25 protein-coding genes and 2 pseudogenes are annotated in these 21,822 nt (G+C 60.1%); 14 read left to right on the top strand and 13 right to left on the bottom strand.

All coding sequences use genetic code 11. The annotated features are described in order from the left end of the window. Positions 1-7: 7 nt before the first annotated feature. The 7 genes from NKJ72_RS29090 to NKJ72_RS29060 form a co-directional block, all read right to left on the bottom strand. Positions 8-1,117, bottom strand: a complete 1,110-nt coding sequence (locus NKJ72_RS29090; protein WP_352480509.1) for an electron transfer flavoprotein subunit alpha/FixB family protein — start codon at positions 1,115-1,117, stop codon at positions 8-10. 18 nt (positions 1,118-1,135) lie between these two features. Next, a complete protein-coding gene (locus NKJ72_RS29085; protein WP_352480508.1) occupies positions 1,136-1,987 on the bottom strand; it encodes an electron transfer flavoprotein subunit beta/FixA family protein in 852 nt (283 codons plus the stop codon). Between the two features lie 188 nt (positions 1,988-2,175). Continuing rightward, positions 2,176-2,556 (bottom strand): nitrogenase stabilizing/protective protein NifW, encoded by a 381-nt coding sequence (gene nifW / locus NKJ72_RS29080; protein WP_352480507.1) that lies wholly within the window; start codon positions 2,554-2,556, stop codon positions 2,176-2,178. After that, complete coding sequence (nifV, locus tag NKJ72_RS29075; RefSeq protein WP_352480506.1) at positions 2,553-3,761, bottom strand: homocitrate synthase; 1,209 nt, start codon at positions 3,759-3,761, stop codon at positions 2,553-2,555. The genes nifW and nifV overlap by 4 nt, the downstream gene beginning before the upstream one ends. After that, positions 3,758-4,975 (bottom strand): cysteine desulfurase NifS, encoded by a 1,218-nt coding sequence (gene nifS / locus NKJ72_RS29070; protein WP_352480505.1) that lies wholly within the window; start codon positions 4,973-4,975, stop codon positions 3,758-3,760. Before nifS ends, nifV begins: the two co-directional genes overlap by 4 nt. Beyond that, complete coding sequence (locus NKJ72_RS29065; RefSeq protein WP_352480504.1) at positions 4,926-5,171, bottom strand: NifU family protein; 246 nt, start codon at positions 5,169-5,171, stop codon at positions 4,926-4,928. Before NKJ72_RS29065 ends, nifS begins: the two co-directional genes overlap by 50 nt. Positions 5,172-5,435: 264 nt before the next feature. Then, positions 5,436-5,756: a HesB/IscA family protein gene (locus NKJ72_RS29060; RefSeq protein WP_023678237.1), complete on the bottom strand. Its 321-nt coding sequence runs from the start codon at positions 5,754-5,756 to the stop codon at positions 5,436-5,438. Between the two features lie 588 nt (positions 5,757-6,344). On the opposite strand from NKJ72_RS29060, the gene hemP reads away from it, so the two are divergent. From hemP to NKJ72_RS29015, 9 genes are all read left to right on the top strand, one after another. Further along, complete coding sequence (gene hemP / locus NKJ72_RS29055; protein ID WP_352480503.1) at positions 6,345-6,449, top strand: hemin uptake protein HemP; 105 nt, start codon at positions 6,345-6,347, stop codon at positions 6,447-6,449. Between the two features lie 32 nt (positions 6,450-6,481). Further along, complete coding sequence (locus NKJ72_RS29050; protein ID WP_352480502.1) at positions 6,482-7,549, top strand: hemin-degrading factor; 1,068 nt, start codon at positions 6,482-6,484, stop codon at positions 7,547-7,549. A gap of 852 nt (positions 7,550-8,401) precedes the next feature. Further along, the gene (locus NKJ72_RS29045; RefSeq protein WP_352480501.1) at positions 8,402-9,619 is read left to right on the top strand and encodes a cytochrome P450; all 1,218 of its coding nucleotides are present in this window, start codon (positions 8,402-8,404) and stop codon (positions 9,617-9,619) included. A gap of 40 nt (positions 9,620-9,659) precedes the next feature. Continuing rightward, on the top strand, positions 9,660-9,851 hold the full coding sequence (locus tag NKJ72_RS29040) for a ferredoxin (RefSeq protein ID WP_352480500.1): 192 nt from the start codon (positions 9,660-9,662) through the stop codon (positions 9,849-9,851). Between the two features lie 359 nt (positions 9,852-10,210). Then, positions 10,211-10,831, top strand: coding sequence for a nitrogen fixation protein NifQ (locus tag NKJ72_RS29035; protein WP_352480516.1), 621 nt, complete (start codon positions 10,211-10,213; stop codon positions 10,829-10,831). A 261-nt stretch (positions 10,832-11,092) separates the two neighbouring features. Next, positions 11,093-12,085, top strand: a complete 993-nt coding sequence (locus tag NKJ72_RS29030) for a hypothetical protein (RefSeq protein ID WP_352480499.1) — start codon at positions 11,093-11,095, stop codon at positions 12,083-12,085. Further along, on the top strand, positions 12,082-12,519 hold the full coding sequence (locus NKJ72_RS29025) for a hypothetical protein (protein WP_352480498.1): 438 nt from the start codon (positions 12,082-12,084) through the stop codon (positions 12,517-12,519). Before NKJ72_RS29030 ends, NKJ72_RS29025 begins: the two co-directional genes overlap by 4 nt. A 200-nt stretch (positions 12,520-12,719) precedes the next feature. After that, positions 12,720-13,121, top strand: a complete 402-nt coding sequence (locus tag NKJ72_RS29020) for an FRG domain-containing protein (protein WP_352480497.1) — start codon at positions 12,720-12,722, stop codon at positions 13,119-13,121. 585 nt (positions 13,122-13,706) lie between these two features. Then, positions 13,707-14,768 (top strand): tyrosine-type recombinase/integrase, encoded by a 1,062-nt coding sequence (locus NKJ72_RS29015; RefSeq protein WP_352480496.1) that lies wholly within the window; start codon positions 13,707-13,709, stop codon positions 14,766-14,768. A 40-nt stretch (positions 14,769-14,808) separates the two neighbouring features. On the opposite strand, the gene NKJ72_RS29010 is transcribed toward NKJ72_RS29015, so the two are convergent. From NKJ72_RS29010 to NKJ72_RS29000, 3 genes are read right to left on the bottom strand one after another with little or no spacing between them, the layout of a single operon-like run. Continuing rightward, positions 14,809-15,315, bottom strand: coding sequence for a hypothetical protein (locus tag NKJ72_RS29010; protein ID WP_352480495.1), 507 nt, complete (start codon positions 15,313-15,315; stop codon positions 14,809-14,811). After that, a complete protein-coding gene (locus NKJ72_RS29005) occupies positions 15,269-15,724 on the bottom strand; it encodes a helix-turn-helix domain-containing protein (RefSeq protein ID WP_023678227.1) in 456 nt (151 codons plus the stop codon). Before NKJ72_RS29005 ends, NKJ72_RS29010 begins: the two co-directional genes overlap by 47 nt. Positions 15,725-15,738: 14 nt before the next feature. Beyond that, entirely contained in the window at positions 15,739-16,041 is a 303-nt protein-coding gene (locus tag NKJ72_RS29000; RefSeq protein ID WP_352480494.1) for a DUF4258 domain-containing protein, read from the bottom strand. A gap of 120 nt (positions 16,042-16,161) precedes the next feature. Between NKJ72_RS29000 and NKJ72_RS28995 the strand changes: the two genes are divergently transcribed. After that, on the top strand, positions 16,162-16,440 hold the full coding sequence (locus NKJ72_RS28995; protein ID WP_352480493.1) for a DNA -binding domain-containing protein: 279 nt from the start codon (positions 16,162-16,164) through the stop codon (positions 16,438-16,440). A gap of 32 nt (positions 16,441-16,472) precedes the next feature. On the opposite strand, the gene NKJ72_RS28990 is transcribed toward NKJ72_RS28995, so the two are convergent. Both NKJ72_RS28990 and NKJ72_RS28985 read right to left on the bottom strand, forming a co-directional pair. After that, on the bottom strand, positions 16,473-17,078 hold the full coding sequence (locus NKJ72_RS28990) for a BRCT domain-containing protein (RefSeq protein ID WP_352480492.1): 606 nt from the start codon (positions 17,076-17,078) through the stop codon (positions 16,473-16,475). Between the two features lie 37 nt (positions 17,079-17,115). Beyond that, positions 17,116-17,457, bottom strand: a complete 342-nt coding sequence (locus tag NKJ72_RS28985) for an excalibur calcium-binding domain-containing protein (protein ID WP_352480491.1) — start codon at positions 17,455-17,457, stop codon at positions 17,116-17,118. Between the two features lie 79 nt (positions 17,458-17,536). Between NKJ72_RS28985 and NKJ72_RS28980 the strand changes: the two genes are divergently transcribed. The 3 genes and pseudogenes from NKJ72_RS28980 (at position 17,537) to NKJ72_RS28970 (ending at position 18,592) form a co-directional block, all read left to right on the top strand. After that, positions 17,537-17,740 (top strand): hypothetical protein, encoded by a 204-nt coding sequence (locus NKJ72_RS28980; RefSeq protein WP_352480490.1) that lies wholly within the window; start codon positions 17,537-17,539, stop codon positions 17,738-17,740. 432 nt (positions 17,741-18,172) lie between these two features. Beyond that, positions 18,173-18,289: pseudogene (locus NKJ72_RS28975) on the top strand (KTSC domain-containing protein); the annotation flags it as partial. Continuing rightward, positions 18,272-18,592 (top strand): annotated as a pseudogene (locus NKJ72_RS28970) (hypothetical protein). The pseudogenes NKJ72_RS28975 and NKJ72_RS28970, both read left to right, overlap by 18 nt. A 13-nt stretch (positions 18,593-18,605) precedes the next feature. Here NKJ72_RS28970 and NKJ72_RS28965 read toward each other — a convergent pair. Continuing rightward, entirely contained in the window at positions 18,606-19,343 is a 738-nt protein-coding gene (locus tag NKJ72_RS28965) for a hypothetical protein (RefSeq protein ID WP_352480489.1), read from the bottom strand. A 1,026-nt stretch (positions 19,344-20,369) separates the two neighbouring features. On the opposite strand from NKJ72_RS28965, the gene tnpC reads away from it, so the two are divergent. Beyond that, positions 20,370-21,822, top strand: a 1,453-nt coding sequence (tnpC, locus tag NKJ72_RS28960; protein ID WP_502901915.1) for an IS66 family transposase, incomplete at its 3' end; no start/stop codon positions are given.

Below are 21,822 nucleotides of genomic sequence, written 5' to 3'. Positions count from 1 at the left end.
CCATCCCTTAGCTCGCAAGCTTATCGCGACTGTGGGGCGACAGCCGCCGGGTGAAGGCTTCCGTCAGTGCGGGCAGGAAGCGGATCGCGTCGGTGACGATCCCGAGGTGAGCGAAATCGAAAATCGGCGCGTTCGGGTCGGTGTTGATGGCCACGATGAGATCCGCCCCCTCGACGCCAACCCGATGCTGGACGGCGCCGGAAATCCCGGCCGCTATGTAAAGCTTCGGCCGGATGGTCTTGCCAGTTTGGCCGATCTGCCGATCAGCTGGCATCCAGCTCTTCTGGACCAACGGGCGCGAACAGCCATGCTCGGCGCCGATTGCCCGCGCGAGATTCTTCACAAGCTGCAGGTTCTCCGCCGCGCCTAGACCGAGGCCTCCCGCAACCACGACGTCGGCATAGGCAAGATTTGCCTTTGCCGACTGACTATCCGGCAGGAAGCCGAGGATTTTGGTAACGATCTCGTCCTCGGCTACCGAGAGCTTGTGCCGGATGACACGCCCGACCGGTTTATCCGCCCGCTGCGGCATGGGCATGACCCTCGGTCGCACTGTCGCCATCTGGGGGCGGAAATTGAGCGTATAGATCGTGCACAACAAGGAACCGCCGAAAGTCGGACGGGTGGCGGCGAGCGAACCGTCGGTATCCACATCGAGTTCGGTGCAGTCGGCCGTGAGCCCTGTCTGCAAGGTCGTCGCCACGGAGCCGGCAAGATCCCTGCCGAGTGTGGTGGCACCGAGAAGAAGGATCTCGGGTTTGTGGGTATCGACCAGATCCGTCATCGCCTTGGTGAAAGGCTCGTTCCTGTAGTCGGCGAGCAGCGGCTCCTCGACGATGTAGACCAGGTCGGCACCATAAGCGAAGGCTTCGGCAACGGCGTTCCCGATGGCCTCTCCCGGCGGTCCAAGCACGACGCCCGCAAGCTGGACCTGAAGCTTGTCTGCTAACTTGCGGCCTTTGCCGAGCAGTTCGAATGATACGGGATGGACCTGACCGCGTTCGAGCTCGATGAAAACCCAAACGTGCCGGTAGTCCTTGAAATGCGCGGGCAGCTCCTTCTTTATGCCGGCACGGCCGGCGGCAGGGCGAGGGGTTTCTCGGTTCGCGTTCGACATCGTCTGATCCTTGCCCTCTCACGCGCCGCCGTTGAAGGCGAGCTCATGTTCCAATGCCGGCTGGCGGGTGAAGATTGCCGTGATGAGTTCGTCAGCGACATCGCGCAAAGCCATCTCGGCGGTGTCGATTTTTGCCGCCTTTTCCGCTCGCGCAGGAGGCGCGAAAACGCGCTTGACGACCGTCGGTGAACCGCGCAGGCCGCATTTGGTGAGATCCTCAATGCCGGCGTCGGCGGCACTCCATTTCAAGACCTGGCTGCGCGCGGCGCACAGGGCGTCCTGGATCGAGCCCCGGCGGATCTCGTTTGTGCCTTCCAGCATAGTGATGAGGCAAGGGAGCCTGCTCTTCAGCATCTGTGTGCCGCCTTCGGAGCGGCGCTCGACCTTGATCTCGCGTGCAGCAAGGTCAATAGAGGCGATCTTCGCGACATAGGTCAGTTGCAGGAGTCCGAGGCGCTTGGCGATGCCGGGCCCGACCTGGGCGGTGTCGCCATCGATCGTCTGCTTGCCGGTGAAGACGAGGTCTGGCGTGCCGAACGTCTCGCCAACTTTTGCGATTGCCTGGGAAAGGGCGAACGAGGTCGCCAGCGTGTCGGAGCCGGCAAAATAGCGGTCGGTCAAGAGCACCGCTCGGTCGGCGCCGTAGCCGAGCGCCTTGCGCAGCGCGTCCTCTGCCATGGGCGGACCCATAGTGAGCACGGTGACTTCGCCACCATAGGCGTCGCGCAGTTTGAGAGCTTCTTCGAGGGCGAACAGGTCGTAAGGGTTGATGATAGTCGGAACACCCTGGCGCATGATCGTGTTCGTCACCGGATGGACCCTTATCTGTGCCGAGTCCGGCACCTGCTTGATGCAGATTACGATGTGCATTGGCGGTTTCTCCAGGCTCCTGTCCGGATGCGGGCTTGGCGGTTTATCTCCTTGGTTTGCATCATTCGTGCCAACTGTTTTGGGCTGCCCCCTATCCCTAGAACTTCGCTTGGTTGCTTCCGAGGGCGCCGTGGTGATGACGGATTTGTCGGCTTCTCGACATTGTCGCGTCGCAACCCGTGTCGCGGTCATTCCTGTCCGAACCGCTTCAGTACGGAGTCGAACGGGACAAAGGTGCGGCCCGGCGTGGCAGGTTTGTTCGGATCGTGGTCTTTGAGCACCTTGAAGACCCGATGCGAGAGCGGCGAGGAAATCGCGAAGTCTTCGTAAGCGCGTTCGAGCGTCGCGCGCACCCGCGCGGCAATCACCTGGTCGGGCAGACCGGAGAAATCTTCTTCGGCAAGGTATTGGCCCACGCGCTTCATGATATGGAGCCGCGAGACATTCAGCACCTTCGGATCATAGGAGACGCCAAGGACTGCGAAGAACTCCTCCGCAGCCGACAGGCGCTTCAGTCGTGCGAGGATGTCGGTGACATCGATAGGGCGGCTGTCAGCGGAACAATTCATTGCATTCTCCCTGGTCGGAAAACTGTGGTGTCGGTGCGCTCGCGCACGGCTGACTTGGACCCGCACAGCTCCGCGAGGGATGCCTCGCTGCACATTCCATCGTAGAGCTCGACCAGTTGAGTTGCAGTGACGGTCGATTTGGTCTCGGTCGCCTCGCGCCGGGCGCGGGCCACCATCGCGGCTGCCAGATCCGGGTCGAGATCGCGGCCGCTTTCGCTCAGCACATGGGCAATCGCAGTGGCGCCGGAATGCTTGCCGATGACGATACGCCGGCAGCGGCCCACGAGAGCCGGATCGAGCCCCTGATAAGTACGCGAGTCCTTCAGCAGCCCTGCGACGTGAATGCCGGATTCGTGCGTGAAAACATCGGCGCCGACGACCGGTTTAATGGCCGCGGTCTGCCGGCGGGCGGCCCAAGCCACCTGGGCGGCGAGGTCGGGCAATGCGGTCAGCTCGATGCCGGTATCCGCGCCGTCGAGGACCGCCATCGCGGCGGCCACCTCTTCCAGCGCGGCATTGCCCGCACGCTCGCCGAGCCCCAGGACGGTGACGGACGCATGGCGCGCGCCTGCGCGGATCGCGGCCAGCGTGTTGGCGGCAGCAAGTCCGAGATCGTTGTGCGCATGAAATTCAAGCTCGATTGGAGACTGCGGCACGAGCTGGGCGACAAGTTCGAAGGTCGAAAACGGGTCGAGAACGCCGACTGTGTCGGCTAGCCTGACGCGGCTTGCGCCGGCGCGTGCAGCCGTCTCGATGACGCGGGCGAGATGATCCCGATTGGCCCGCGAGGCGTCCTCGCAGCCCACCGCGACGAAGAAGCCGGCGGCGGCTGCGCGCCTGACCATACGTTCGATGACCTGGAGCGCTCCCGCCTTATCGAGGCCGAGCTTGGCGGCAAGTTGGATGTCCGACGCAGGCAGCGATAGATTGATGGCGTGGACGCCGCTCTCGATCGCTGCATCGAGATCCAGCGACGTCATCCGGCACCAGGCCATGAGCCGAACCGGGAGACACCGCGCGACCACGGCGCGAATTGTTTCGATCTCGTCGGCGCCCATGACCGGCGTGCCGATCTCGATCTCTGTGACGCCGGCCGCCGCAAGAGACTCGGCGATCTCCAGCTTTTCCGTCGTGGTAAAGGCGACGCCGGGCGCCTGCTCGCCATCGCGCAAGGTCGTATCGTTGAGAAAGACATGACGGGTCATGAACGGTAGCCGGTTCTGCTGCCGCTCAGGCATAGACCGGATTGACCGTCTTCGGAGCTTCGCTTACCCGGCCCAGAACTGGGAAAGCCACGCAGCTTCTCCACGATTGCCGGCATGACCTCGAGCACCCGGTCGACGTCCGCTTCGCCGTTGTCCCGCGCCAAGGAGAAGCGGACTGCCGCGTGTGGCGTTTTCATCGCGCTCAGGACATGGCTCGGTTCCAGAGAGCCGGAGGTGCAGGCAGAGCCGGAGGAACACGCGATGCCCACGCGGCTGAGGAGGAGTGGAATTCCATCACTTTCGACATCTTCGAAGGAGATGTTTGCGGTGTTGGGCAACCGTTCCAGGGGATCACCGGTGACACAGGTGCTTGGGATGCGCTGGAGAATCCCGTCCTCTAAACGGTCGCGGAGCGACTTTACCCGTGTGGTCTCGTCGTCCATGAATTTCAAGGCGAGTTCGGCCGCCATGCCGAGCCCGACTATGCCGGGCGTATTCTCGGTGCCAGCACGCCGGTTGTGTTCTTGGTGGCCCCCCTTGATCAGCGAGTGGAAATTGACGCCACGTTTTACGAAAAGCGCGCCGATCCCTTTCGGCCCGTGCAGCTTGTGGCCGGAGAGCGACAGCATGTCGATTGCGGTCGACTTCAGGTCCATCGGAAGCTTGCCGACCGTCTGCACAGCATCGGTATGGAAAAGGGCGCCCACTTCCTTGGCCAACTCGGCAAGCCTGGCCACGGGGAAGATCACACCAGTCTCATTGTTCGCCCACATTATCGAGACGATTGCCACCTGTGGGGTGAGGGCGGCCATATAGGCGTCGAGGTCGAGCCGGCCACGGCAATCCACCGGGATCCTGTGCACCTTGACGCGGCGGGTCTTCTCAAGATGCGCGCAGAGCGTCAGCACGGCGGGATGCTCGACCGCGGACGTCACGATTTCGGTTCGGTTGGGCGCCGCCTCGAGCGCCGAAAGAAGCGCTGCATTGTCGCTTTCTGTCCCACCCGAGGTGAAGGTGATCTCATCGTCGAACTCCGCGCCGATCAGAGCTTGCAACTGCCTCCGCGCCTTTCTCACCGCCGCACTGACTGAGGCGCCAAGAGCGTGCGCCGACGAAGGGTTGCCGAATTGATCCCTAAAGAACGGCAACATCGCTTGCACGACCTCAGGATCGACCCGTGTGGTTGCGTTGTTGTCGAGGTAGACAGGTTTCATGTGCGATCCTCAGTTGACCGGAATGACGCGAGCGCGCGACCGCCTCATTGAGCCTCTGGCGTATGCCGTTGATGATGATGGGCCCGAACTGGCAGCCGGCGCGGACGCCCGAGAGTTTGACGTAGACCGGATCGGCGTCGGCATGGCCAAGTCCGCAGTCGCCGCCGTCAGCCCGCAGGTAAGGACGCCCGAACACGACAACGTTATCGATAAGCCGAATTTGGCGCAGCGGCGCGATTTGGCCGCCAGCAGCTTGGGTGCCACCAGGAACCGAACTGTTTCGGGAGGCGACGTTCTTTGCATCCTACCTGAAGCGATTGCCGGTCCCAAGATCGGCTTCGACCTTGCCTTGTTCTTGAGGACAGGGACATCTGTTGTGCCGGCCATATAAGCCTCCTCTGCCGCAAATGAGTCCGTCGGCGGCAATCGCTTCATGGACCCGCACAGGCGCTTCGGGCGATCAACTGAAGGACTTGCCGCAGCCGCACTTCTCGCGCGCGTTGGGGTTATCGAAGACAAAGCCGGAAGATTCGAGCCCGGTGAGGAAGTCGACGGTCATGCCGGCGACATGCGGTTGGGAGCCCGCGTCCACGAACAGCTTGATCCCATCTGTCTCGGTGATCGCGTCGCCCTCGCGCGACACGCTCTCCAGGCCCATTAAGTATTTGAAGCCGGCGCAGCCGCCGGCCTGGACCATGATGCGAAAGCCTTCCGCCGGCTCGCTGGCGCGGGAAAGAGCAGTCTTGATGGCGGCAACAGCGTTGTCGGTGAGCGTAATCATGGCTCCATTCTCCTCAGTCCGGGACCTGCTTGCGCATCACGTTGCATGCACCGTGCCAAAGCGAAAAAATGTTTCAACACAGCGCGGCATCTCTGACCCTGCGGTGGTTCTTGTGAGTCCATTGCTGCGAAGGTGTCGGCCAACCGACACGTACTGTCGGGTTTGTCGGGTCCGCCACGCGGGATGTTGGGCCTGAGTTGTTGGCTGAACTCACATTAAACCAATGACCATTACAGAAGACTCCTTCTGGGCTTGCTTCGGCGCAATTGGCACAGTTTTTGAAGCTCCACTGGCGAGGCGGCAAGCGACTGCCGATCCACAATCATGTCGTGGGTGCCCTCGCGATCGATGCGGCGAAGCAAGGGAGCAACATGTCAGGACTGGGTCAGACACGCTTTGTTTGGCGAAGCAGCGCCGCCCGTGGCATCCGAATGACCGATTGGCCGATTGCGACAACACCCACAATCGCTCACCACCGCCCGGTGGCCACCGACCGGCTCGATGAGATTCCATCGGCATGTGCCTGCACGTGTCACTCGGGTCTCGCCGCTCCGATAGCACCCCCGGTTTTCGCGCGGGTGCGACGACGTGCGCACGCTGTCCAGCGACACTTTGTTCACGGGCCAGCAGCAGATCAGGGTCGAGCATTTCGGCGCGCCTTATCGGCTGAAGATTCCCGGGCAGTGCAGCTGATCCTCACACGTAGGTGGAAGCAGGGGTAAGACATGGACCAGCGCGAGAAACCATCGCCGGACGAAATCCGGCGGGCGTGCGAAGACAATCCGAAAATCCGGGAGCATGATCTCGCCGCTCGATTGGGCATTTCGGAAGCCGAATTGGTCGCGGCGCATTGTGGTCACGGCGCGGTGCGCATCGAGCCGCGCGTCGATGATCTGCTGACCGGCCTCGAAGCGGTCGGCGAGGTGATGGCGGTCACCCGCAACCAAAGTGCCGTGCACCAAAAGATTGGCGTGTACGACAAAGTGGTCACCGGCAACCCGCATGCCATGGTGCTCGGCGACGAGATCGACCTGCGCATCTTCCCGAAAGCGTGGGCGTATGGCTTCGCCGTCGAGAAGCGCGAGGGAGCCGAGATCCGCCGCAGCCTGCAATTCTTTGATGCCACCGGCGAGGCGATGCACAAAGTACATCTCAGGCCCGCCTCGAACCTGCACGCCTATCAGAATCTGGCGGCAGAGCTCGTATCCTCCGACCAGGAGCCGATCATATCGGTCGAGGCGAGCGGGGCGCGCGATAACGCAGTGAGTCCAGACCAAGCCGCCACGGTCGACGACCTACGCGAGCACTGGAGCCGGCTGAGCGACGTGCATCAGTTCTACCATATGTTGAAAACACTGAAGCTCAGCCGCTGCCAGGCGATGCGTATGGCCGACGAGGATTACGCCTGGCTGCTCGACAATGATGCCGTTGGCGCCCTGTTCCAACAGGCGGCCGAAGACGAGATGCCGATCATGTGCTTTGTCGGCAATCGTGGTTGCATCCAGATCCATTCCGGCCCGATCAAGTCGGTCAAGCAGATCGGGCCGCGGATCAATGTGCTAGACGAGACCTTCCATCTGCATCTTAGGACCCATCACATCCGCGAGGTCTGGGCCGTGCGCAAGCCGACGAGGGACGGTCACGTCACGTCCGTTGAAGCCTATGGCGCCGACGGCAAGATGATCATCCAGTTCTTCGGCACGCGCAAGGAAGGCGAACGCGAGCGCAGCGACTGGCGGTTTCTGGCCGAGAGTCTGCCACGCGTTCCCGGTCCGACCGACAGGGATGTGTAGAGCCGGCAGGCCCGTAGGATTGAACCGGCCGCCATAGGGCTCGGCGCCACGTTCCGACAGCGGCTCGCGAGGAAATATAGGTCCATGTGCGATAGAGCTTGCCGTGTTAGCGCATACGCACGGTCAGGTGTGCACGCCGGAATTGACCGCATCGATACAGTCAGGCTCGTCGCCGGCCGGATCGCTGCGCACGAGTGCATCGCTCGTCTGACCGGAAATCCTTGCAGCGGCTACAACAACGCATATGCCATCAGCGCCGAACCGAAGCGGAAGCGCGGCCGGGTCTTGTCGGACCGCACCCGAACCTTGCGCTGGATCGCGTCGTTGCTCAATCCGGGCCGTGCGAGCGATCTCCTCGCTCGTCGACCGGAAGGCTGTGCAGCAGCAGCCAAGCCGAACAGCCCGATGTCGCGGACTCGACAAAACCGACCACGGATGTCGGTTGTCGGACGTTGTCCTAAGAATGATGGACAGGTGATCATCAGCGGCGGGCCTAGTGCAGGCTGGCATTGCTTGGTGCAGCGCCATGGGTACGCCTATCCGGCACGCGACTTGCTTCGACAATTTGATCAGCAGGGCATCAGCAGTGCGTCACGGAGCTCAGAGGTGATTGACCAGCCTCTCAACCCTAACGGGGATAAGCGGCGGCTTTGCTTCATGCCCGCAGCGCGGCGGAGATGCCCCTTCTGATCGACTTCGCAACCGATCTCATCCGCGCTGGTGCAGGTGGGCTGTATCAGGCGACAGAATCTAGAAGGCGCCCGACAAGAGACGTGCCCATGCTGGAAATCGACTTTATGAACAGCGGTGCAATCTCAATCGAGCCATGAACGCCAATGTAGAGAAAACAAAATGGCGACCAACCCCGTTCCAGATCATGTCCCGCCCGAAATGGTGAGGGACTTCAGCCTGTTTACATCGCCAGGGATGCCACCAACACCCAACGGGGATCCACACGCAGCTGTCGCTTGCGTACATGACGGGCCTCCGATCTTTTACTCCCGCTACAACACGCAAGATGGCCGGGGTACCTGGGTCATCACCCGTGCCGCGGACCAGCGGAAGGTGCTGCAGGACGCAGAGACTTTTTCCAGCCATCGCAGCATCTTCTCCTCCATACTGGGTGAAAACTGGCCGACGATCCCGCTTGAGCTCGATCCACCGGCCCATGGCGTCTTTCGCTCACTGCTCAATCCGCTGCTTTCGCCAAAGCGGGTGTTGGCTTTGGAACCGGCTGTCCGCGAACGGGCGGTCGAGCTGATCGAAAGGATCGCCGCGTCGGGCACAAGCTGCGACGTGATGAAGGATTTTGCCTTTCCTTTCGCGGTGAGCACCTTTCTTCGCTTTCTGGGGTTGCCCGATGACCGACTCGATACATTCGTCGGTTGGGGGAAAGATCTGCTCCACGGCGACGATAAGGAACGACCTGTGGCTGCCCGGACGATCGTGGCATTCATCGACGAACTTGCAGCCATGCGCCGCCAGGAGGCGGTTGACGATTTCATGAGCTTTATCGTGCAGGCACGGGTCGAGGGCCGCCGGCTGACGGACACCCAAGTCCGCGGCATCGGCGTGCTTGTCTTCGTCGCTGGGCTCGACACGGTCGCAGCAGCTATAGGCTTTGACTTGGCGTACCTCGCGCGCAACCTCAAAGATCAGCAATTGCTGCGGAGCGAACCGGACCGCATCCCGCTCGCAACCGAAGAATTGCTGCGGGCCTATCCGCCCATTCAGTTGATCCGCGTGGCTACGAAAGATATCGACTTCGAAGGCGCGCCGATCCGGAAGGGGGACTATGTTTCCTGCGCCACGATGATTGCCAATCGTGACCCGGCGGAATTCGAATGCCCCAACACAATCGATTTGGAGCGGGAGGACAACCGCCACGCAGCGTTTGGCTATGGTCCCCACCGTTGCCTTGGCTCACACCTTGCCCGGCGGGAGATTGTCATTGGCCTGGAGGAGTGGTTGGCGCGCATCCCGGCTTTCAGGATCAAGCAGGGTACGGCACCGATAACTTCTGGCGGCCATGTGTTCGGGATCGAAAATTTGATCCTGGACTGGTCTTAGGCCCGCCCCGAGTCGGGGCACAGACAATGGAGGCAGCGCCATGCGCATCATCGTCCAAAAGGCCAAATGCCAGGGTCACGCGCGATGTGCGGCGCAAGCGCCGGACATCTTCAAGCTTGATGACGAGGGTTACATCCTGCCTGGTGACATTGAAGTTGCGGAAGGGGAGGAGCTGCCTGCATCGCGAGGCGCGCGATGCTGTCCTGAACGTGCGCTGGAACTCACCCGCTGACGCTTTGAATCAGACGTCATTCAACCGAGAGTCTGGCGGGCTTGAATGGGGTCGACCATGTGGCCGCACTGGAAAGGACGGCACGCGACCTCTGTCCCAGCACGGTCCACGTCCAACTCCGCGGGGGCATTTCCGGCGCCGAGGTGTTCCCCATGAGGCGCAAACGGCAGAGCGGGGGTTCGCGAAACACCTCTTCCAATCACAGAATTTGCGACAGAGCCGATGGACCAGACGAAAATTGCCGAACTACTCGACCGCGAGGCGATCCCCACTGCCTATACCCGAAGAACTGCCCGACCCATGTTGCGGCAGGCCGGGTCGCTGCGTGACTTGATAGGACAAACCAGGAGAACGACACCATATTTGCCCAACATTATGCCCGGCTCAGCACCGACCGATGGCCGCAGATCGAGCTGGAGAGGAGGTTCGACCAGCATGTGCTTGCCTGTGTGCTTTCACGTGCGCTCGAGGAGATCGAGGCCGGCGAGGCGACGGTGACGGAGGCAACCGGCCTTTCGCGCGCCGAGCTGCGCGATGTCCTGGCCCGCTGTTTCCCTGCTATTCCTATCAACGCGTTTGCCTTGGAAGAGGTGAGCGAGCCCGAGCCGGATCCGGAGGAAGAACTTCTGCGCGGACTGCTGCTGGAGCATGCCCGGCCGGGCGACCCGGCGAGCGCCCGCTTCGCCAAGATCATCGCCCGGCGTGCCATGCGCAATGACCATCTCTGGCAGGACCTTGGCCTTTTTAATCGAAGCGACCTCGGCTGCCTGCTCGCCTCGCATTTTCCGACGCTGGCGGCCGGCAACACCCAAAACATGAAATGGAAGAGATACTTTTACCGCAAGCTCTGCGAGGCCGAAGGTTTTTCGCTGTGCAGCGCGCCCAGTTGCCGGGAATGCAATGATTTCGAAAGCTGCTTCGGCCCGGAGGAAGGCGAAAGCCACCTCACACGGATCAAGAACGGCATCGCCTCGGATTGAGAGCCGCTTCCGTCAGTCGTAAGCCCCAGCGCTCGCGCCGCGCCATATGTCTCTTGTCGAATGTCGACTGACGCCTTCGGGGATTGAATGCTGTGCCTGCTGCCCGATTGCTCGCGGTGCTCGCTTCGGCGGGCCGTCGTCATGGCGCGCCGCCGGTGGAGCTCTTACGGCAGGCGCAAGCGATTTGCTTGCGAGCGTCTTTCTCGTTGCCGCAAAAAGAGAGCCTCAAAGTGAGCTAAAGCGGAAAACGGGAGAGTGACAGTGATCGCACTGACAATTCGTGAGGTATTTGTTGCATTTTTAAGCTGGCATGATTGCAGTTTCTCGATGTTTGGGCACATTGTGCCGCCAAGTCGGGTGGTCACTATGAAATCGCGATCCAGAATGCTTCCAATGCTCGCCGCGTCGTTGGTAGTCGGGGTTGTATCGGCCGAAGCGAAAACCTGCGATGAGGGCGATACCCGTCAGGAACATCACGTCGGCAACTTCAACTTCGTAACCAGCTCCTGGGTCGAGAAGAAAGGCAAGCTGCGACGTTACATTTCTTGTGTTAAAAACCTCGATCCCAACAGCGATCTCCTAGTCACCTGGTTTATCGCTGGGCCATTTCAGACCTATGTTCCCGCGACAGTCGAACTACCCACGCCTCGATTGCGTGACGACATCAGCCCCAGGCCAGTGCGTGGCTGCATCCAATATGGGAACCTCGGAGAAAGGACGCCTGCCGAGTTCATGGGGACGGCAGACGACGAAGAACGAAATGGCAAAGAAGGAAATTGCGCTCCCGCCACCCAAGTTGGGAACGAACCTCAGGGTACGGACTTACCTCCCGATGGGTGGCAGGATGATGTGAGAGTATTCTTCCCAAGCGACCCAGATGATCCGCACGACACAATGCTCGAAGTTACCGGAAAAATTGGCATCGCACCGATCCCAGGAGGCGTGACGGGGGGTGGCTTCCAAAGCTTCTTCGCCTACTCCGCGAAACAGTATGAGGGAAGAAAGCTTGGCAAGGTTGAGGACGTTACGGTCACGCCTGTTTTCCCGATAAAATCCGACTTCTTCGCTGCGGCCTTCTTCAAAGAAAACAAAGAGGCGACAGGGCTTTCGCGCGACGGATCGATCAGCTTTGACGTGCTCGCCCCCTTTTCTAACGCCTGGAGGCCTGCGCCGGCGTTCTACGAGTTTCGCGACAAGCATGGCCGAGTGTTGGGAGCCATACCAATGCCGCTCTTCCAGAGCTCAGGCGGATGAGTTTAGAAGAGATTTTTGACTTTATTCGAAAGGTCACGCCAGAGCTTCTTCAGGGCTGGGTTTCTAGCTGGGCTACGCTCTTCAAAAACACGTACATAATGCGTCCAGATGCCAACGATCAGGTCATTTCCACAGCGTTGGCCATTTCCACTCTGTTCGCCATTTTCTTCGTATTGATTACTGTTTCCACAACTGCGGCACGCCTTAAAGCGATCGCTATAGGCTTCGCCGCTGCCGTTGTGGTCCTCTTTTGCTTCTGCAATGCCATAAGGATTTGGCTAAATTTCCCTCTGACCCGCGAAACCATAGGGAAGCTGCAACCCACCTGGGACTATGTGACCATGGCATTCACACTTGCAATGGTAATGATGATGCTATTTGCAATCCTATCATTTATAAAGGCGGTTTACGGAAATCTTCGATTGACCTCGTGAACAAAAAGAAAAGACTCAATGGTCGACTGATTAAGCTCTTGGAAGAAGTAAGCTCAATTCAGACGAGAGTGAACTTGTAGATTTTCTGCCTTTGTTTATCTTATGCACATGAGGGGAGCGGACGGCGGATGACCTCACATATACGTAGGATGGTTCCTAGTCGCAAGTCGGCTGGGGCGGCCAAGATTGCGACCTCCACTATGAAGCGAACCGGGGCGCCGAAGAAGCCGCTGCTAGTCGAAAGCGTGACGGCATACCTGCAACGGGTGTTCGAGCTCCCTGAGATGACAGGTGGCGCTCGCTGCTACCGTGGCGAGTCTGATGCCAAGTGGCAACTGAAGCCCTCTATTATGCGGGGAGTGCGCTCTGATGCGGAGAACCGCATCTTCAGCGAACTAATGCTTGAGGCACCTACAGAGTTCAGCAACGACAAGGCGATGTTCGACATGCTGGTGCGCGCACAGCACTACGGCTCGATCTCTAGCCTCACTATCAGTAGCCAGGTACGCAAAGAGGAATCCATGATGCGGTTAAGGATCGTGTCGGCTGCGCCGTTCACCGCTTTGGCGAGCTCACTGCCGCGCTCCAGCATGTCCTCGTAGTGAGCGACCACCCACAGCTGCCCGACAACAAAACTGGCCATTGCCGGGCTATCGAGCTCGACGCTGGCAAGAAAGCGTGCGGCCGTAGCGGGAGCTGCGATCGGGGCCACGCGGAACGCGGATGGGAACTCACACTGCGCGGACACGCCGCCTCAATCGCTGGTCTACGCGGACGTTTATTCGGCGGATATTCGACCGAATGACGCATCCAAAAGTAAGTCATTGATTTTCGTACGCCAAGGGGAATCGAACCGCTGTTCCCGCCGTGAGAGGGCGAGTTCATAGACAACCACGCACAGCCCTACACGTTTGATTTTTCTATGCTATTTCCGCTACAATGCGCCTGTGTGCATAGGTGTGCTGTCCGGTTCGTTGCAACGAAATCGGCAACGAAAAGGCGGACGCGATGGTTCAACGTCGAAGCGTACTCTCCAGTAAGACGAGCCGGGCGGCCCTGCCCGCGTCGGATGCGCCCGAGTGGGAAGTGATCAGCCCTGGCGTCCGCATGGCTACCGGCGGGGCCGTGGCAGCTACGGGCGCGGCGGCAACTGGCTGGCGGCCTCGCGGGCGCCGGACAACAAACGGGTGCAGACGCGGCTCGGCAAAGCTGACGACGTGCTGCCAGCCGACGGCAAAGCGGTACTCACGCATGAACAGGCGAAAGACGCCGCTCGAGCATGGGTGAAAGGTCTGAAGGCAGGCTCGGAAGCTTCGCCGGCACTCACCGTCAACGATGCACTTGATCGGTATTTCGAGGCACGGGCCGTCGAAGGAATGAAGGCCGTCGGCGATGCAAAGTCGCGCGCGGCGCTGCACATCCGGCCGAAGCTTGGCTCTCTGCGCGTCACCGATCTGACGATAGGAAAGTTGCGCGCTTGGCGGGACGGCATGGTCACTGCCGAGAAGCGGCTTCGAACCGGCAAGTTTGCGAAAGCGGTCAACAATACAGTCGTCGATCTGTCTGACCCCGAAATCATTCGCCGTCGGCGCGACACTGCAAACCGTACGCTCACGATTCTGAAGGCGGCGCTCAATTGGGTTTTTAACAACCATCTGACGACCGACGACACAGCATGGCGCCTGGTCAAGCCCTACAGGAACACGACTTCGGCGCGGATCCGGTTTCTGTCGCCGGAAGAGCAGCGAGCATTGGTGGCCGCCAGCAACGGAGCTATCCGCGATCTCGTATCGGCCGCCCTTGTGACTGGCGCCCGGTTCGGCGAGCTGGCCCGGCTGCGCGTCGCTGACTACGACGTCGTGAACAAGTGGGTGTTCATCGCCGAAAGCACAAGCGGCAAGCCGCGGCATGTGCGATTGCCAGACGGCGGGGCGGACCTGTTCGCCAGGCTTGCCGCCGATCGCGGCGCTGGCAAGTTCCTCCTTCGACAGGAGAGTGGCGCGGCGTGGGCGCCGTCGACCTACAATCGTTCATGGAAAGCTGTTCTGCAGACGGCAAGGGTGCAGTCCGTCACCCTGCACGAGCTGCGGCACACCTACGCCAGCACGGTGGTCCGGAACGGGGCGCCGCTAATCATCGTGGCCCAAGCGCTCGGGCACAGCGACACCCGAATGGCCGAGGAGCACTATGCGCACTTGGCGCCCTCATATGTGGCGGACACGATCCGCCGTATGGCCCCTTACATCTAGACTTAGACTAGTCTAGTAACGCGTCGGGCGAATACGCGCTTTACGCACCACCGTCTCCTGCCGGCACGAAGCCAATGCGAAATGCCTTAGCTTTGATCTTCGGCAATTCGGTGAGAAGCAGGCTGGTTTGCGTATGGTGTTGGATGAGCGTAACAGATTGACCGCGTTCGTTGACGCCATGGAACTCTAAAATGTCCGGTGGCGAGCACGCAAATGACCGGAGATGAATTGGGCTATCTTGGCCACCAACAACGGTCACCCCGAGTTCGCTTTCCAGTCCCAAATTCTTCTCAAATTGCTCGATCATGTCCGCAATTCGCTTGTGCATGAAGACTGCGGGATTGGCTTCTCGCCATCTCCTTTCCTCCAACTTTTTTAGGGCGGCGCCGGCATCTGGAATCTCCGCCGGAAGAAGCATTGTGCTGACTAACGGCAAAACTGGCCTCGGCATCGAATTCTCCGCGATAAGAAAAACCCCGGCGCAGAGGCCGGGGCAAAGACTACGCTGCGGCACAGCCTTGCGGCTGCCATCCGTGATCAGTTTCACAAAAGCGCCCTGTCGGTGCTTCGATCTGGTCGAGTTCTGCAAGCCGATCAATCATGCGACGAATGCGGCTGCTCTTGTTAGTATACTCGGAATAGAGGGCGCGCAGGAGCAAGTCGGCGGAGCCATTCATCGGCTTCGTCCGGGCCTTTTCCCACCGCCGCACAGCTTGCTCGTCGGCCCCGAGGATCCCGGCGAGGTTCTTTTGCGTAGTATCCATTTCTAGGCGCAGGAAACGAAGCTCTGCGCCATTTAGAGGCTTGGGGAGCGATATGACCCATTGACCGATCGCCCTGTGGAGGCCTTCGGTATCTTGAATCGAAACACCGACTCCGTAAGCCGTATCGTGCCTTGTGTATCCGTTCTCGAGCCAAACATTGTCGAGACCGCTTTCGGTATAGTGGTAAGCCATCTCTTCACCCGTTCCTAAAACACCGTGATCACGATCAGAGATTTTCCCCAATCAATTGCCACGACGCATTCCATTTCTTCTCCTGCAGCGTGCCGGTACATATTGACTTGCCAATGCCCCTTCGCATTCATCACTGGACCTTCGCAGATCGTACCCCGCTGCACGCAGAGTTCGACCTGCCTCCGAGAAATGCTCCGCTGTCGTCCGCGCTTGCGGGCGTGTGCAACGATCACAATATTGTTCGTGTCAGCCGCCAGCTGCCGAATCATCTTCAACGCAAGCGGCGCCGTAAGCGTCAGCGGTATAATCTCGGCCATGCGCCTATCAATATGATAGGTAGTGGCCTCTAGTCAATGCTCTCCTTTCGTTAAAGTTCCGTAACCTTAAAGGGCGAGTCGCTTTTTGCAGCTGGCATCAACTGGGTTAGAAAAGCGTCGATGCGCAAATGTCTGCTCGACTCTGACGTCGCCGATGAGGCTCCCACTTCTTCGGTTCTGACCGGATACGACGAAGAGCGTCTGCTTACCTACATTCGCCTGCTCGACGCCGCGGCCGAGGAGGCGGACTGGCGAGAGGTCGCCAGGATCGTCCTGCATATCGATCCTGAGAAGGAACCGGAGCGGGCATTCAGGGCTTGGGAGACGCATCTCGCCCGCGCCCGGTGGATGACGACGAACGGCTACCGATATCTGCTGGCGGGCGGTGCGCCGCACTGAAAACTTGGCCCGATCGTTTGGCAAAGGACACCTCAGAGAAAGCTGGCCCAGTGACTTTCGGCGACGATCGAGATTGGCAATCCTTGGTCGCGCCAGCCGGTAGCCTTGACGATTTTATCCCCAAATGAAGAATGCTTCCACGATTCGGTGGCATAGGCGCCTATAACCAAAACTTCTGTTTTCTGGCTCAGACCTCCCGCGAAAGCTCCGCGATCTGCGATGGCCTGTTCGCAATGCTTCCGCTGGCCAAAATTGAATGTGCCTGTGAAGCAGTACAACCGGCCGACGAAAGTCAAAGTCGGGGCCGGATCGCAGAGTGGCAGCGACGTCGGCTTTAGCACTTCTCCGAGTTCGAAATTCCGATTCGAGAAGCTGTTTAGCGTATCCACAAGTTGCGCGTGTTCATCGGAATCGAGCACGCCGTCTTCAAGGATCTCATTGATGCGCCGGTACAAGGTTCGGATGATTGGTTGATTACTGATCTCCACATTCGCCGCCAACCATTTTTGAAGGAACTGGACCTCGGCCTTGTTGATGGTTCCATCTGCGGCCAGGCCACGGGCGAGCCCTATGAGTTCGTCGACCTGACGCGACGAGATACGGTCGCCGCCAACGCGATTGTAGAATTTCTCGTCCATTAATACGTCCCCCGAGGGCCGCGGCCCATTGTCGTTCCTAACAGAGCGTCTCGCACGCCCTTCCGTCGCCATCGCGGTCCAGCTTGCCGCCCCACGGGCAATTGCCGAGATACCATTGCGCCTCGTCGCGCGGGCTGATTTTCGAGCAAGTTCGCCGCGGCTGGCATGAGTAGCTTTGCGCCACTTGCCGGCCGCCGACGATGCCGAGCGGCTGGCTGATCGCCGGCTGCGCCTTTTCTGCGTGCTCTACCCGCCAAACCCACGGCGCCTCGAAATCGCCAGCCCAAAGACCGATTTTCGCCGCCTCCGCTCTCGCCTGCTGCGGTGCATATGCGCCCTGGCTGTAGCTAGGCCAATCAAGAGCCTGGCCGTTCTCCACCAGCCACGAGCCAACGCTTCTGCCGTCGGCCCGCGAGCAGTCGGCAACAAAGCGGCCGTAGCGGTCCCAAGCGACGAAAGTGCACCGGAGCGGCCTCGAGGGCTGCCAGGAAGGCGTCAAGGGCGCCGACGGACTTCGCACCGCACTGGTAGCGGAAGCCCTTGGCGTCATCGCACCGTTGCGCGGCCTCCGGGGCGTCGATTCCACTGAAACGGATACGCTGGCCGTGAATTTCGATCGTATCGCTGCCGATAACGTCGGCCGAGCGCTGGTTCGACCATAGCATCGGTAATGCCGATGGTATCTTTTCGGTCGAGCAGCGGAAGCAATCCCCGCTATTGGAGCGGGAGCCGGGCCGATCCATTTCGACACGGCTTTTTGGAAACCATCGGTGTGCTGCAGGAAGTACTGTGTCGCCAATGCGGCCACTGCCGCGATGGTAACATACACCAGCCGCATCGGCACGCCCGAGAGCGGTCGGGCACGATATCGCCTTACGCCAGGGCGCTTCCGCCACTGGCCAGACCGATTGTCATACCGAGATTTGTCCAAGTCCCCGCTCCCCTCGGGAACAATGCGTTCTTTGCTCCGGAGAGTCCAGTGGGCCTTCACGGTTGCGCGGGCAGGGGCGTGACAAGGGCGTTCGGCTTGGTGGTCATGAAGCCATAGACCTCGCAGTCCCTGGACCTCCTGGACCTTGCGCATCCCCGCCGTCATGCCATCCACCTCGATACGCAAAACGGAATACGATCTGGATCGCAGAATCCTTTCGGTGTGGTTCGTCGCCAGCGGCAAACGATACGAATTTGAAGATGTGCCGCCGGAGACCTTTGCCGAGTTCCGAGGCCCGGTCGTTGCTGCCGGCCTCGCTGGGGGCGTCCTGCGCGCTCTGTCGCGCCACCGCTACAAGATACGCGCATGGTGGCGTCGCCGATCTGCGGCGCCCTGGCGGCTGCCCTATCTGACGCTGCCGGTAGTGAATTACTTCCGCGCCACAGGGTTGCCGATTCCGGCGACCGACGACGACACAACGATGCTCGCCGCGGCGTTCCTGATCGGGGTGTCGGCAATGTGGATCTCGGACATCCTGTTCGAATTCATCGTGCGGAAGTTCAGACCGGCGGCGGAGGAGTGAATCGGCAGCTGGGTCACTGGGCCGCAATATTTTCTGTATCTGCTGTCGTCTTGTCGATTTCATCCGACTCGGACTGCTCTGATTTGACCACTATACCTAGCTCCTCAGCCACTGCTGTTAGGGAGGAGTATATAGCGGACTCTTCATCGTAAATGTACGACGGGCCTTTATCTTCGAGCAAAGGCATAGGCTCTCCTTTGTACCATTCAGCAACTTTCCTATCAGCAGAGCGTCTCGAACCTTTTTCAAATATGTCTCGATACCTGCTGGGCGAAATACCCACGAAATGCTCAAATAAAATGCGTCGTTCATTCTTTTCATCAAGGACAGCAGAGTCCTCGTGAAACTCCAGTGCCTTACTTTTTGGGTACGGTTCGATGAACACAACCCGCTTTAAACCTGATGCAATTATGTGCTTCGCGCAGTTGTGGCATGGAAAGATGGTCGCGCCGCCTGTTGGCCGACCCAAGCGCGCCGCATCGCAGAGTGCCGTCATCTCGGCATGGGTCATTCTCCCGAATTCCGTGATATCGGAAATCGAGGCTGCCTTAATTCGCTTCCGGACGGCCGAGTCGGCATAAAGCGCTTCGGCTGTTGCGCCATCCTTCAAAACGGATGCCTCCTCCAAAGTTCGAAGGAAGTTGAAAATAATTCGGTTCTTTTCGGTTCGATTTACGTCGACCCCATCATCATAGTCCCTATGGGGATCATCGTCTTCGGTCCAATAGGTGCCGCCACCAAATTTCGGCACCTCGTTGCAGCCCCGTGCCTGGTGAACGACTGATCGCCCGCCGTGCCGAAAGGTGCGGCGGGCGGTTCCCGATGGCCGGGTTTTGTCGGCGCTCAGACCAGAGGCACGTCCCAGCGCGAGCGCAGTTTCTACCTAGTGGAAGTCAATCTTTTTTGACGACTGCGAGGTGTGTCTTTGGAGACTGATGAGCGCAGGCGTGTCGATCTTCGACGCTATGCGCCTAGCGAGTTCCCGCAATTCGAAAAAGCCGTCAATACTCATTAGGCTCAACGGTTGGCCTGACGAAGTGTCCCACCGCAAAGGTGCTTTGTCTTGCCTGTACGAAGATCCGTTCATCTCGCAAATGGCATCGTAAATCGCCTGTGCGATCGACATTTCGGCAAGGATACGCTCTGCATCTTTTTGGCTATTCACGAAAAGTTCCCCCAAATCCGCGCTCCCCTTAGCCGGTTTCATTAGAAGCCGCTAGATTACCCGGATGTGACACCTCGGATAAAATCGATTGATATGGCGGAGGGAGCACCCCGGGCTTTTTGTCTGGCCGTATGTACGCGATGAAAAATCGACGTTTTTGTTGCTGCAGCCCGGCGCCCGCCGGCTCGAGTTCATTCCGCCGATGGAGCCAAAGCTGGTCGCCAAGCCGCCCGGTGGCGAGTGACCTTGCCCCCAGTTTCTATCCAGTTTTGAGTTCGTTTCCGGCGTGGGTTGTGCCCTGCTGGGCGGGTGAAGCGGCGGGCGCTGGCGCGGAGCCTTTGGCATAGCGCAGCGCGAGCGACCGTCGCAGATTGAAGGTGGTGGCGAACTCGGCCGGTGTCTGCCAGGCGATTTGGGAATGCGGCCGCGCGGTGTTGTACAACACGACGACAGTACACCCACGGGACGGAGGTTCGCGAGCTTTTATATCCGTGGCATCCTTGGTGCGGTCAGCTCGTGCATGTCCATCAGGCGCTGGCCAAAGGTACGGATAGTTTCCGCTGCAGCCTTTCTGGTGCTTCTTCTGATCGGCTTCTTGAAGTCCCAGCATGGATGTTCGACCGCGGATATTGGCGCAGCCTGCCGGTTCCGCACGTCGATCTCGCGAGCCTGCATGCTTTGGCAAAGTTACTGGAAGACGCCGACGCCTCGTCGCAACCTGCGGTAATGGGCGCAGCATTGGTCTCTCACGAAACGAGTCGGAGAGATGTCCATGCCTCGCCAGTCCATGACATACCAGTTCGATCTGTTTTCGGCTCGGCCGCGACAGAGGACGAGTTGGCGGCAGAGAAAGCGGCGGCGCAGACGCAGTCGGTCAAATCGTTCGAGCGCAAGCGGCCTTCGCGCAAGCCGTTCCCAGAGCACCTGCCGCGCGAGCGCGTCGTCATCGCCGCGCCCGAAAGCTGTCCCTGCTGCGGATCGGCGAAACTGTCGAAGCTGGGCGAGGACGTCACGGAGACGCTGGAAGTGATCCCGCGCCAGTGGAAGGTGATCCAGACGGTGCGCGAAAAGTTCTCGTGCCGGGAATGCGAGAAGATCACGCAGCCGCCGGCCCCCTTCCACGTAACCCCGCGGGGCTTCGGCGGCCCGAACCTTTTGGCGATGATCCTGTTCGAGAAGTTCGGTCAGCATCAGCCGCTGAACCGGCAGAGCGAACGATACGCCCGCGAAGGCATCGATCTGAGCGTGTCGACGCTGGCCGACCAGGTCGGCGCCTGCGCGTTGGTGCTGCAGCCGCTGCATGCGCTGATCGAGACCCATGTGCTTGCCGCCGAGCGGCTGCATGGCGACGACACCACGGTGCCCATCCTGGCCAAGGGCAAGACGGCCACCGGCCACATCTGGACTTATGTCCGTGACGACCGGCCGTTCGGCGGAACCTCGCCGCCGGCCGCGCTCTACTACGCTTCGCGCGATCGACGACAGGATCACCCCGAGCGCCATCTGCAAGACTTCACCGGTATCCTGCAGGCCGACGCCTATAGCGGGTACAACACGCTTTACGATCCGTCGCGGGCTCAGGGACCAGTCACACCGGCGCTGTGCTGGGCCCATGCGCGACGACAGTTCTTCGAGCTGGCCGACATTGCCGCCAATGCGCGGCGCGGAAAGAAGGCGCCGGCGATCTCACCCATTGCATTCGAGGCCGTCAAGCGCATCGACGCGCTGTTCGACATCGAGCGCGACATCAACGGCCTCACTGAGGAGCAACGGTTGGCGGTTCGCCAGGAAAGAAGTGCCCCACTGTTATTGAAGCTCGAAGAATGGCTGCGTGAGGAGCGCTCCCGCCTGTCGCGCTCGGCCTCTGTCGCCAAGCCGATCGACTATATGCTCCGGCGGTGGGACCGCTTTGCCCGCTTCAGCGAGGACGGCCGGATTTGTCTTACGAACAACGCCGCCGAACGGGCGCTGCGCGGTTTTGCAATCTCGGGGTCATTCTGCCCATGTTGGGCAGGAGGTCGAAGTCCATTATCGTTGGCATCCGTATTTCGGACGCCGGCTTCGC

The organism is Mesorhizobium sp. M0045 (genome assembly GCF_040323385.1).
In the GTDB taxonomy this organism is placed as follows: domain Bacteria; phylum Pseudomonadota; class Alphaproteobacteria; order Rhizobiales; family Rhizobiaceae; genus Mesorhizobium.
Note: the sequence above shows the minus strand (reverse complement) of the source record. Positions and strands in the feature narration are given on the sequence as shown.